Origin of the sequence: Ochrobactrum teleogrylli (assembly GCF_006376685.1) — a bacterium.
Lineage (GTDB): Bacteria > Pseudomonadota > Alphaproteobacteria > Rhizobiales > Rhizobiaceae > Brucella > Brucella teleogrylli.
On sequence record NZ_VEWL01000002.1, the window covers coordinates 483442 to 496105 of the forward strand.

Here is a 12664-nt window from a genome sequence, read left to right on the forward strand (position 1 = left end):
ACGGTCCTGCTAATTTGCTCGGATCGATATGTATAGGCTTATAAACACATAAAAGGGGTACTATTCATGAAGAAATCGTGGTTTGCAGGTGTTGCACTGGCAGCATTCGCTTTTGCTTCCGCCGCTCAGGCCGAGACTGCCGTTTCCATCGGCTTTTCGGGCTGGACGGGTTTTGGCCCGCTGACGCTCGCCAAGGAAGCGGGCATTTTCAAGAAGCACGGACTGGACGTCACGCTGAACAAGATTCCGCAGGCAAGCCGCCATCTGGCGCTGGCATCGGGTGACATTCAGTGCGCCGCCACCACCGTTGAAACCTGGATTGTCTGGAACGCGGCTGGCGTGAAGTCCAAGCAGATTTTTCAGATGGACAAGTCCTACGGTGCCGACGGCATTGCCGTGCGCGCCGACGTCAATTCCTTCGCCGATCTGAAGGGCAAGACCATTGCCGCTTCCGCACCGGGCACCTCGCCTTACTTCCTGCTGGCCTTCATGCTCGCCAAAAACGGCATGACCACCAAGGATGTGAAGGTCGTCAACATGGAGCCGGGACCGGCAGCACAGGCATTCGTGGCTGGCCAGAACGACGCGGCCATGACCTATGAACCTTATCTCTCGACCGTGCGCGCTGCGCCCGACAAGGGCAAGATTCTCGCCACCACGCTCGACTATCCGGCTGTAACGGATACGGTTGGCTGCACGCCTGCCTTCCTCGAAAAGAACCCGGAAGCTGCCAAGGCGCTTGCCGACAGCTATTTCGAAGCGCTGGAGCTGATCGCTGCCGACAAGGACAAGGCCTATGAAATCATGGGCAAGGACGTGAAGCAGTCGGGCAAGGAATTCGGTGCTTCTGCCGAATATCTGCGCTGGCAGGACAAGGCCGCCAATCACAAGTTCTTCGAAGGCGATTTCAAGGCATTCTCCGCCGAAGCGGCTGATCTGCTGTTGCAGGCTGGCGTGATCAAGTCGAAGCCGAACCTCGATGACATCGTGGATACGAGCTTCATCAAGTAAGATCGGTTTCTGCAACAGTTCCGGGCGGCGACGCCCGGACCGACCTCTCCCCTTCCGTCTTCCTGTGAAGACGGGCGCGCGACTGAACGGACAATGTCATGCAGCCTTTGCAGCCGATAGGCAACACGACCCGGATCTTACTGGGTATCCTGTTTTTCATTCTATTTTTTGTGTTCTGGGGCATCGCCACGCTTGGCGGCTTCGTCTCCTCCACCTTCCTCGCCGATCCCATCACCATGATGAAAGACGGCTATGACCTCATTGCCAATCAGGGCTTCCTGTCCGATATCGGCATGACGGTCTGGCGCGTGCTGGGCGGCTTCGTGCTTGCAAGCATCGTGGCCATCCCGCTCGGTGTCGCCATGGGTGCCTATAAGCCCATCGAAGCGCTGCTGGAGCCTTTCGTCTCCTTTGCGCGCTATCTGCCGGCTTCAGCTTTCGTGCCGCTCTTGATCCTGTGGTCCGGCATCGGCGAAACGCAAAAGCTGCTTGTCATCTTCATCGGCGCGGTGTTCCAGATCATCCTCATGATCGCGGTCACCGTCGCCAATACCCGCCGCGATCTGGTCGAGGCCGCCTATACGCTTGGCGCATCGAACAGCGGCATCATCCGCCGTGTGCTTATGCCTGCCAGCGCTCCAGACATTGCCGAAACGCTGCGCCTCGTGCTGGGCTGGGCGTGGACCTATGTGATCGTCGCCGAACTCATCGGCGCATCGTCGGGCATCGGTTATATGATCATCAACAGTCAGGCGCTGATGGCCACCGGCCAGATCATTTTCGGCATCATCGTCATCGGCGTGATCGGCCTGATTTCCGACCTCGCCTTCAAATATTTCAACCGCTGGCTCTTTGCATGGAGGTTCGCGTAATGGCTGCCAAGACCGATCAGGAACTGGTTGTTAAGGGCGTCAGCCGCACCTTCCCCGGCGTGCACGGCGGTAAGCCGACGCTGGCGCTACAGGCAACCGATCTCATCATTCCGAAGAACGACTTCGTCACCATTCTCGGCCCTTCGGGTTGCGGCAAGTCCACGCTTCTGCGCATCATCGCCGGTCTCGACAAGCCGACGACGGGCACGGTGACGCTGGAAGGCAAGCCAGTGACCGGACCGGGTGCTGATCGCGGCATGGTGTTCCAGTCCTATACGCTGTTTCCATGGCTCACCATCCGCCAGAATGTCGGCTTCGGCCTGCGCGAAAAGGGTACGCCTGAGAAAGAGGCCCGCGAAATCGTCGATAGCTATATCGACAAGGTGGGGCTGCGCGGCTTTGAAAATCACTGGCCGAAACAGCTTTCGGGCGGCATGCAGCAGCGCACAGCCATTGCCCGCGCGCTGGCCAATGATCCGAAAATCCTGTTGCTCGACGAGCCGTTTGGCGCCCTCGACAACCAGACGCGCGGTCTGATGCAGGAATTGCTGCTCGGCATCTGGGAACGCGAGCAGAAGACAGTGCTCTTCGTCACCCACGATATTGAAGAGGCGATCTTCATGGCCACGCGCGTGGTCACGATGACGGCGCGGCCGGGCAAGATCAAATCGATCACGCCGGTCGATATCGCGCATCCGCGTTCCTACCACATCAAGGCAAGCCCGGAATTTTCCGAACTGCGCCTGAAACTGACGGAAGAAATCCGCAGCGAAGCCATTGAAGCAGCCAGACAGGCTGCCTGAAAATAACGGTTTCTCGAGAAAATCGGGTGGATAGAGCCGTTTCTATTTAACGGAAACGTCGGAACTGCTCTATCCATTTGTTTTCGCGCATTATCCTACGCGAAACCGCTTCGCACTTTTGCTGGAAATGCTCTATGAAAGGGCTGCGACATTCGTCGCGGCCCTTTCTTTTCAGGACAAACCCAAATGGCCGTTTCAGCAGAAGACCTCGAGAACCGTATTGTCTACGTCAACGGTGACTATGTTGCCGCGCGCGATGCCCGCATTTCCATCTTCGACCGGGGTTTTCTCTTCGGCGACGGCATTTATGAAGTGACCGCCGTGCTGGAGGGCAAGCTGATTGACAGCGGCCCGCATATGACGCGCCTGCGCCGCTCCACCGGCGAAATCGGCATTCCGATGCCGTTGAGCGAAGACGAAATCGTCGCCATCGAGCGCGAACTGGTGCGCCGCAACAATCTGACTGAAGGCATGGTCTATCTCCAGATCACCCGTGGCGATGGTCGCGACCGCGATTTCGTGGCCGCCAAAGGCATCAAACCGTCCGTGGTTCTGTTCACGCAGGAAGCCAATCTGCTCGACAAGCCTGCGCTGAAAACCGGCGCGCGCGTACTCTCGCTGGGCGACCTGCGCTGGAAGCGCCGCGACATCAAGACGGTGTGCCTGCTGCCGCAAGCGCTGGCCAAGGAAATTGCCAAGAATGCCGGTTGCGATGAAGCCTGGATGATCGAGGACGGCTATGTCACCGAAGGCGCATCGTCCACCGCCTATATCGTGACCGAGGATGATGTCGTCGTCACACGCCCCAACAGCAATGCCATCCTGCCCGGCTGCACGCGCCTGTCGCTGCTGCAACTGATCGCCGAGACCGGCATGAAGCTGGAAGAGCGCCTCTTCACCATCGATGAAGCCTATGCGGCCAAGGAAGCTTTTCTCACCAGCGCAGGTACTTTCGTCACGCCGATCACCGTGATCGACGAGAAGACTATCGGCACCGGCAAGCCCGGCCCGGTCGCCCAGCGCCTGCGCGAGATCTATCTTGACCACGCCCGCCGCACGGCAATCTGAGGCATGACGTAACCATTTTTCCTCGCTCCTCAGGATGAGGGGCAAACGTAGCGCTTAAAACAGAACCGCGCCGGAATTGCTTCCGGCGCGGTCTGATGCTTCACCCGCCCCCGAAGGCGAAGCAGCGTATTCAGATCAACGCTTCTGGTTATAGACGTCGATGCAGACGGCACCCAGCAGCACGATCCCCTTGATGACCTGCTGATAGTCGATGCCGATGCCGAGGATCGACATGCCGTTGTTCATCACGCCCATGATGAGCGCGCCGATCACCGCACCCGTCACGCGACCGACGCCGCCATAGGCCGATGCGCCGCCGATGAAGCAGGCCGCGATCACGTCCAGCTCGAAACCGATGCCCGCCTTCGGCGTTGCTGTATTGAGACGCGCTGCGAAGACCAGACCGGCCAGCGCCGCCAGCACGCCCATATTGACGAAAGCCAGGAAGGTCAGCCGTTCGGTCTTCACACCGGAGAGCTTGGCCGCATGGCGGTTGCCGCCGACCGCATAGATTTGGCGACCGATCACCGTGCGGTTGGTGAGGAACGCATAGGCTGCAATCAGCACCGCCATGATGATCAGCACGTTCGGCAAGCCGCGATGCATCGAAATCAAGAGCGACAGATAGGCAATCGCCGCAAAGAACAGAATGTTCTTGATGACGAACAGGCTGAACGGCTCCGTTTCCACCTCATGGGCGATGTGGCGGGCACGGGATTTGGCATTCTGCCAGATCATGAAACCGGCCAGAAGCACGCCGATGATCAGCGAGGTGAGATAGACGCCGCCCGCGGTGGTGCCGATGATTTCAGGAATGAAGCCCGAGGAAAGTTTCTGGAACACGACCGGGAACGGACCGACCGACTGGCCGCCGAGCACGGCCAGCATCAGGCCCTTGAACACCAGCATGCCCGCCAGTGTGACGATGAAGGACGGTATGTTGAAATAGGCGACCCAGAAACCCTGCAGCGCGCCAATAAGCCCGCCGACCAGCAGGCAGAGAATGGCGGCAATCGGGAAAGGCACGCCCCATTTCACCATCATCACCGCCGCCAGCGCGCCGATGAAACCGCATACCGAGCCGACCGACAGGTCGATATGGCCGGTCACGATGATGAGCAGCATGCCGAGCGCCATGATGACGATATAGCTGTTCTGCAACACCAGATTGGTCAGGTTCAGCGGCTTCATCAGCACGCCGCCGGTGACGATCTGGAAGAAGATCATGATCGCGACGAGCGAGAGCAGCATCCCGGATTCGCGCAGATTGTTCTTGAGATAACGCCCCACGCTGCTGGTCTGGTTGCTTCCGATGATAGTCTCGCTCATTGCTGTTTTCCCTTATTCCGCATGATGGCGCGCATGATGTTTTCCTGCGTGGCTTCCTCGCCGGCGACTTCGCCGACGAAAGCGCCTTCATGCATGACGACGATGCGGTCGCAAATGCCGATCAGTTCCGGCATTTCCGAAGAAATGACGACCACGCCCTTGCCGCTCTCCGCCAGTGAATTGATGATGGTGTAAATGTCGTATTTCGCGCCGACATCGATGCCGCGCGTCGGTTCATCGAGGATCAGCACATCCGGCCCGGTGAACAGCCATTTCGACAGCACGACCTTCTGTTGATTGCCGCCCGAAAGCGTGCCGGTCTGCTGAAAGACGTTGTGGCTGCGGATGCTCATCTGATTGCGATAATCACCGGCAACCTTCATTTCGCGAATATCGTCGATGACGCCCTTCGGGCTGACGCCGCGCAGATTGGCCAGCGAGATGTTGCGCGAAATGTTTTCGCCGAGCACGAGGCCGAGCTTCTTGCGATCCTCGGTCACATAGGCAAGCCCGGACTTGATCGCCCGCGCCACCGTGGAAATATCCGCAGCCTTGCCGTTGATGCGGGCCTCGCCGGTGATATTCGTGCCCCAGGAGCGCCCGAACAGGCTCATGGCGAATTCGGTGCGGCCCGCGCCCATCAGGCCTGCAATACCGACGATTTCGCCCGCCTTGACCTTGAACGACACGTTCTTGACCGAATGGCGCTCCGGATGCAGCGGATGATAGACCGACCAGTTGTCGACCTCCAAAATCACATCGCCGATCTTCGGCTCGCGCTTCGGATAGCGACTTTCCAGATCACGATCGACCATCTTGCGGATGATGTCGTCTTCCTCGACCTCGCCTGCATGACAATCGAGCGTCGCCACGGCTTTGCCGTCGCGCAGCACGGTGATCTTGTCGGCGACTTCGCGAATTTCATTGAGCTTGTGCGAAATCAGGATCGACGTGATGCCTTGCGCGCGAAACTCTTTCAGGAGCGTCAGAAGCGCTGCACTGTCGGTCTCGTTCAGGCTGGCCGTCGGCTCGTCGAGGATCAGCAAGCGTACGCGCTTCGACAGCGCCTTGGCGATTTCCACCAGCTGCTGCTTGCCGACGCCGATATCGGTGATCAGCGTGTCGGGCGATTCCGACAAGCCAACCTTTTTCAAAAGTTCCCGCGTGCGCATATGCACCGCACTGCGGTCGATGACGCCATGGCTGGCCGGTGGATTGACCAGAAAAATATTTTCCGCAATCGACATCAGTGGGATCAGCGCCAGTTCCTGATGGATGATAACAATGCCGAGCGCTTCGGAATCGTTGATGTCGCGAAACTGTCGTTCTTCCCCGTCGAAGAAAATCGAGCCTTCATAGCTGCCATGCGGATAAACGCCCGACAGCACCTTCATGAGTGTGGATTTTCCAGCGCCGTTTTCGCCGACAAATGCGTGAATTTCCCCCGGCATGACCGTGAAATTGACGTCGCTCAACGCCTTCACGACCCCGAAGGATTTGCTGATGCCGCGCATTTCAAGAATAGGTTTGCCAGCCGCATTCAGCTGGCCGCCCTGCTCCTCAAGCGGGACAGGATTGGCTACATTCATCGCTCACTCCCGATAGAGCGCCCCGCATCCCTCCGGATGCTGACCTCGACGCTCCAAACCCTGTTGCCTGCCCATCCGAAGAACCGTCCGGTTGCTTCATGCGATGCCGCAGGTCTTCCGAATGCCATTGCGCACAGGCGAAAGCCTTCTTTCAAAGCACAGGCGAAAGCCTTCTTTCAAAGCACAGCCTAAAAAAGACAACGCTGTCAATCTAGCAGCCTACCCCAGTTCAAAACTGAGGTAAGCCTGGGATTGAGGCAATGGCATTACAGAAATTCGATGCTGTTTCGGACGAAGCCGGAAAACTACCGGATTTTCGGCCCGAAACCGCGCATATGCAAGAGGCGGTGTCGGGCGTGCTGGACGGCACGCCGACACGCCCTGTCAGGACCAGATTACTTGATCTGGTCTTCCTTGTAGTAACCGCTGTCGACCAGGACTTCTTTCCAGTTCGACTTGTCGACGATCACCGGCTTGAGCAGGTAGGCCGGGACAACCTTGACGCCATTGTTATAGGTCTTGGTGTCGTTGACTTCCGGTTCCTTGCCGCTCATCAGCGCATCGACCATATCGACCGTGACCTTGGCCAGTTCGCGGGTGTCCTTGAAGATCGTCGCGGTCTGTTCACCGGCGAGGATCGACTTGACCGAAGGCACTTCGGCGTCCTGACCGGAAACGATCGGCATCGGCATGTCGCCGCTGCCATAGCCGACGCCCTTCAGTGACGACAGGATGCCGATGGAGATGCCGTCATAAGGCGACAGAACCGCATCGACCTTCTTGTCCGAATAGTAAGCGGACAGGATGGAGTCCATACGGGCCTGAGCCGTTGCGCCGTCCCAGCGCAGCGTTGCAACCTTGTCCATGCCGGTCTGGCCGCTGGCGACCACAACCTTGCCGCTGTCGATGTAAGGCTGGAACACGGACATTGCGCCATTGTAGAAGAAGTAGGCATTGTTATCGTCAGGCGAGCCGCCGAAGAGTTCGATATTGAACGGGCCCGGCTTGTTCTTCAGGTCGAGTGCCTTTTCAATCGACTGTGCCTGCAACACGCCGACCTGGAAATTGTCGAAGGTCGCATAGTAATCGACATTCGGCGTGTCACGGATCAGACGGTCATAGGCGATAACCTTGATGCCTGCGTCGTGCGCCTTGGCCAGCACGTCGGACAGCGTGGTGCCGTCGATGGATGCAACGACGAGAACCTTGGCGCCCTTGGTCACCATGTTTTCGATCTGCGCCAGCTGGTTCGGCACATCATCTTCAGCATATTGAAGGTCGGTCTGATAACCGCGTTCCTTCAGAACCTTGACCATGTTGTCGCCATCGGCGATCCAGCGCGCCGACGACTTCGTTGGCATGGCAACCGCCACAAGACCCTTGTCTTCGGCGCGGGCCATGCCCGTGAAGGCAAGCGCGGCCATCGCGACTGCCAGGGTTAGAGTTTTCATACCTGCCATTGTTACACTCCCAAAAATTGGGACAGGCTTCGCCTCGAAACCTGCCGTTCTCCCAAACTCCCGCGCCCCGCCCAAATTGTTGGCCTGCAGATTGCGGAATGCCTCCAAGTCCATTTCTGAACAAGGGTTTAACCCCTCTTCAAAAATGCCTAAACCCTAACAAATTGCGCGCCTCCTTCAGCCCGCAACTGCCTCCCATGCAGCCACAGCGCGCCGGGCGCGCTCGCGCACATCGGCCACGGTGAAACCAGCCTTGTAAAGGCTCGATCCAAGGCCGAAGCAGCTCACGCCAGCCGCGACATAGGTTGCGAAATCGCTTTCCGAAACGCCGCCCACAGCGCCAAACGGAACATCCTTCGGCAAGACGGCGGAAACCGCCTTGATCCCATCTGCGCCCAGCACGCTGGCCGGGAAAAATTTCAGTGCCGATGCGCCTGCGCGGATCGCCGAAAAGGCTTCCGTCGGCGTGAACACGCCCGGCATCGTCACCATGCCATGGCCGCTTGCGCGGCGAATGACGTCCGGCTCGACATTGGGGCTGACCATCAGCCTGCCGCCAACATCGTGCAGCCGGTCCACATCCTCGACGCTCAACACAGTGCCTGCACCAATCAGCACATTGGCCGGTGCAAGCTTTGCAGCCTTGCCAATCGACACGAACGGATCGGGCGAATTGAGCGGGATTTCGATGGCTTCAAAACCCGTCTCAATCAGCGCTTCGACGATTGCTTCGGTTTCTTCGGTACGAATGCCGCGCAGGATTGCGACCAGCGGATAGCGCAGCTTTGGCCATGCAACACGCGCGCTCATTGTAAAACTCCCGCAAAAGCGTGTCTTGCCGCCATGAACAGACCGTCGCGCACCAGTTCGTCCGCCTCGATGCGTTTGACGGCCAGCCCGGCAATGTCAAGCGCGCTGGCATAAAGCGCACCCATCATGCCATCGGACAAAAGCAGCACCTGCTGCGGCTTGCCATAAAGCGTGCGTCCGCCTGCAACTTCCAGCCCGATCAACTGGCCGGAAAGCCGCGCCAGCTGGTCGGTCGGCTTGCGGTCATGCACGAGCCAGCCCGCGCGAACCGAAAACAGCGCATTGGCGATCAATTCCGGCGTTTCGAGCGAGGCCTTCACACCTGCCGCGAAAGCCGCACCGTGCGGGTCAACCGCGCCTGCACCTTCCAGCGCCCCGGCCAGCACCGACTTGTCTTTCAAAAGCGCGAACAATTCGCCCGTCATGAAAGTCCGGTAATCAGCAAGACCACCATCGGCGATCCGCACCCATTTGGCATGGGTGCCCGGCATGACGACAACGGCATCATGCGTTCCGCGATGCACGAGGCCGAGCAGTTTTGTTTCCTCGCCGCGCATCACGTCCGGCGCCGCCTCATCCCGCCGCGCAACGCCCGGCAGCATGATGACATGACGGCGCGCAGGCACGCGCACCGCAGCCTTGACGATGCCGTCCAGCCCGGCAGGCAGGTTCATATAGGGCGCTTCGATCCAGCCGGTGCGCGATCCGGCCATGCCGCAGATCACCACGGGCAGATCGGTGGGCGCGCCGAGCGTGGCCAGATGCCGTTCGAGCGTTGGCTCGAAACCGGCTTCCTTTGCCCGCAACAGACCGTCATCGCCCCGGCTTTCACCCAGCACAGCGCCGTTCGCATCCAGCGTCCAGAGCCGCAACCGGGTGGTGCCCCAGTCGGCGACAGCAGCAAACGGCTTTTTATCAACAGCCATCGGGACCGGCCTTAGTGGTTGTCTCGCGGCAGGCCACGCGTATGCGCGATGTCCTGATACTTGATCGCGTTTTCCAGAACCGCGCCCGTTTCCATCTGGCCGACGACAGCACGCTGGATTTCCTGCCAAGGCGTCTGGCTTTCCGGATATTTGTAGCCGCCAGCGGCTTCCAGGGCCTTGCGGCGTTCGGCCAGTTCCTCATCCGAAATCAGGATATCCGCCGTACCGCGACCGAGATCGATGCGCACACGGTCGCCGGTGCGCAGGATGGCCAGACCGCCGCCAGCGGCAGCTTCCGGCGAGGCATTGAGGATCGACGGCGAACCCGACGTGCCCGACTGGCGACCGTCGCCGATGCATGGCAGCGAACTGATGCCCTTCTTCAAGAGATAATCCGGCGCGCGCATATTGACGACTTCGGCAGCGCCCGGATAGCCGATCGGGCCTGCACCGCGCATGAACAGCACGGTATGCTCGTCGATTTCCAGCGACGGATCGTCGATGCGATGATGGTAATCCTCCGGTCCGTCAAACACGACCGCCTTGCCCTCGAAGGCATTCGGGTCTTTCGTGTCGGAGAGGTAGCGATTGCGGAACTCGTCCGAAATGACGCTGAGCTTCATGATCGCCGACGAGAACAGATTGCCGCGCAGCACGCGGAAACCGGCATGTTTCTTCAGCGGCTGGTCATAGGTCTTGATGACATTGCTGTCTTCAATGGTGGCGTTCTTGCAGTTTTCACCGATGGTCTTGCCGTTGACGGTCAGCGCATCCTCGTTGATGAGGCCCTGCCCCATCAGCTGGTTGACGACTGCTGGCACACCACCGGCATGGTAATAATCTTCACCGAGATATTCACCGGCTGGCTGGAGATTGACCAGAAGCGGAATTTCCTCGCCATATTTCTGCCAGTCGTCCACGGTCAGCTCAACGCCGACATGGCGGGCGAGCGCGTTCAGATGGATCGGCGCATTGGTCGAACCGCCAATGGCGGAATTGACGCGGATCGCGTTCACAAACGCATCCTTGGTCAGGACATCCGAAGGCTTAAGGTCTTCATAGACCATCTCGACGATACGGCGACCGGTCAGATAAGCCACTTCCTGACGGTCACGGTAAGGTGCCGGAATGGCGGCGGAACCGGGAAGCTGCATGCCGAGCGCTTCGGCCAGCGAGTTCATGGTCGTCGCCGTGCCCATCGTGTTGCAATAGCCGGTGGACGGTGCCGAGGACGCAACCAGCTTCACAAAGCCCTGATAATCGATCTCGCCCTTCGCCAGAAGTTCGCGCGCCTTCCAGACGATGGTGCCCGAACCGGTGCGCTCGCCACGGAACCAGCCGTTCAGCATCGGGCCGACCGAAAGCGCAATCGCCGGAATATTGACCGTCGCCGCAGCCATCAGGCAGGCAGGGGTGGTCTTGTCGCAACCGATGGTGAGCACGACGCCATCAAGCGGATAGCCGTAGAGCACTTCCACGAGGCCGAGATAGGCAAGGTTGCGGTCGAGACCAGCGGTCGGACGCTTGCCGGTTTCCTGGATCGGATGGACCGGAAATTCGATGACGATACCGCCCGCTTCACGCACGCCTTCGCGGACGCGATTGGCCAGTTCCAGATGGTGACGGTTGCAGGGCGACAGGTCCGAACCCGTCTGCGCGATGCCGATGATCGGGCGGCCCGACTGCAATTCTTCCTGGCTCAAGCCATAATTCATGTAGCGCTCAAGATAGAGCGCCGTCATATCGACATTGTCCGGATTGTCGAACCATGCACGCGAGCGGAACTTTGGCGTTTTCGGAGTGACGGGCTTGTTCATGTCTTTGTCCTGCTGGGTAAGAGGCCGCGAACGACCCCGTTTCCTAATCTACAAATGCTTCGACCGCGTGGCGCTTTCCGAACAGGAACGCATCGGCCACATGAGTCAGGGGAGCGAGATCGACATCCGAACGCCCCTCACCGATCAATTGCACAAAATGCTTGTAAAGGCGCTGATATTCGCGGTCCGGCTCAGCCATTTTTTCATCGCCAGCAATAGTCAGGCGACTGCCGCCATGGCTGAGCTGAAGCGTACCCTTGTCGGTTTCGACGCGAATATCCCAGGTCTGCGGGCCAGTCTGGCGCCAATCCAGCTCAAACGAAACCGGGATGCCGCTTTCCGTCTGGAACTGAAGGTCAGCCGCTATCGGCGCGGCGCGATTTTCCGGGAAATAGAGGTCCGACTGCGTGAGGAAAAAGCGTTCCGGCAGAATATGCGTCACGATGGACAGCGCATTGATGCCCGGATCGAATACACCGAGCCCGCCCGGCTCCCAGATCCATTGCTGGCCGGGATGCCAATGGCGCACGTCTTCCTTCCACGCAACGGCAACCGAACGGATCACGGCATCTTTGAGAAACTCGCGGGCCGGTTCCACCGCAGCCGCCTCACGCGAATGCCAGGTGGTATAAAGCGTCAGACCTTCCGCCTTGGCCAGACGGTCCAGCGCCTGCACCTCGGAAATGGTCGCACCGGGCGGCTTTTCCAGCATCACATGCTTGCGCGCTTTCAAAGCGGCATAGGCTTGGGCGAAGCGACCCTGCGGCGGCGTGCACAACGACACGGCATCGATGGCCACGTCGGATGCCAGCAACTGCTCGATATCGTTGAACGACGGCACGCTATCCAGTCCGGCATTGCGGCTGGCGACAGCGGCAAGCGCGATACCATCCACCGCCTCGATGGACGGCAGATGCTGGTCGCGCGCGATCTTGCCGAGACCGACGATTGCTAAGGCGATGTTGGATTGGGTAGCCAT

At 59.3% G+C, this 12664-nt stretch carries 11 protein-coding genes; 4 read left to right on the plus strand and 7 right to left on the minus strand.

Going from position 1 to position 12664, the window contains the following annotated elements:
* Nucleotides 1-66 precede the first annotated feature (66 nt).
* From FIC94_RS06470 to FIC94_RS06485, 4 genes are all read left to right on the plus strand, one after another.
* Nucleotides 67-1011 carry an ABC transporter substrate-binding protein gene (locus FIC94_RS06470; RefSeq protein ID WP_109369582.1) on the plus strand — a complete coding sequence of 315 codons (945 nt, stop codon included), beginning with the start codon at nt 67-69 and terminating at the stop codon, nt 1009-1011.
* Between the two features lie 98 nt (nt 1012-1109).
* Complete coding sequence (locus FIC94_RS06475) at nt 1110-1883, plus strand: ABC transporter permease (protein WP_109369583.1); 774 nt, start codon at nt 1110-1112, stop codon at nt 1881-1883.
* Nucleotides 1883-2686, plus strand: a complete 804-nt coding sequence (locus tag FIC94_RS06480) for an ABC transporter ATP-binding protein (RefSeq protein WP_140024330.1) — start codon at nt 1883-1885, stop codon at nt 2684-2686. Before FIC94_RS06475 ends, FIC94_RS06480 begins: the two co-directional genes overlap by 1 nt.
* Nucleotides 2687-2872: 186 nt before the next feature.
* Nucleotides 2873-3754, plus strand: coding sequence for a D-amino-acid transaminase (locus tag FIC94_RS06485; RefSeq protein WP_140024331.1), 882 nt, complete (start codon nt 2873-2875; stop codon nt 3752-3754).
* A gap of 135 nt (nt 3755-3889) precedes the next feature.
* On the opposite strand, the gene mmsB is transcribed toward FIC94_RS06485, so the two are convergent.
* The 7 genes from mmsB to FIC94_RS06520 all read right to left on the minus strand — a co-directional run bounded on the left by mmsB (nt 3890) and on the right by FIC94_RS06520 (nt 12664).
* On the minus strand, nt 3890-5083 hold the full coding sequence (gene mmsB, locus FIC94_RS06490; RefSeq protein ID WP_109369586.1) for a multiple monosaccharide ABC transporter permease: 1194 nt from the start codon (nt 5081-5083) through the stop codon (nt 3890-3892).
* The gene (gene mmsA, locus FIC94_RS06495; RefSeq protein ID WP_140024332.1) at nt 5080-6672 is read right to left on the minus strand and encodes a multiple monosaccharide ABC transporter ATP-binding protein; all 1593 of its coding nucleotides are present in this window, start codon (nt 6670-6672) and stop codon (nt 5080-5082) included. Before mmsA ends, mmsB begins: the two co-directional genes overlap by 4 nt.
* 395 nt (nt 6673-7067) lie before the next feature.
* A complete protein-coding gene (gene chvE, locus FIC94_RS06500; protein ID WP_140024333.1) occupies nt 7068-8132 on the minus strand; it encodes a multiple monosaccharide ABC transporter substrate-binding protein in 1065 nt (354 codons plus the stop codon).
* Nucleotides 8133-8309: 177 nt separating this feature from the next.
* A complete protein-coding gene (locus FIC94_RS06505) occupies nt 8310-8942 on the minus strand; it encodes a 2-dehydro-3-deoxy-6-phosphogalactonate aldolase (protein WP_140024334.1) in 633 nt (210 codons plus the stop codon).
* Nucleotides 8939-9868: a 2-dehydro-3-deoxygalactonokinase gene (locus FIC94_RS06510; protein WP_140024335.1), complete on the minus strand. Its 930-nt coding sequence runs from the start codon at nt 9866-9868 to the stop codon at nt 8939-8941. The genes FIC94_RS06505 and FIC94_RS06510 overlap by 4 nt, the downstream gene beginning before the upstream one ends.
* 11 nt (nt 9869-9879) lie before the next feature.
* The gene (locus FIC94_RS06515) at nt 9880-11685 is read right to left on the minus strand and encodes an IlvD/Edd family dehydratase (protein ID WP_140024336.1); all 1806 of its coding nucleotides are present in this window, start codon (nt 11683-11685) and stop codon (nt 9880-9882) included.
* Between the two features lie 43 nt (nt 11686-11728).
* On the minus strand, nt 11729-12664 hold the full coding sequence (locus FIC94_RS06520) for a Gfo/Idh/MocA family protein (protein ID WP_140024337.1): 936 nt from the start codon (nt 12662-12664) through the stop codon (nt 11729-11731).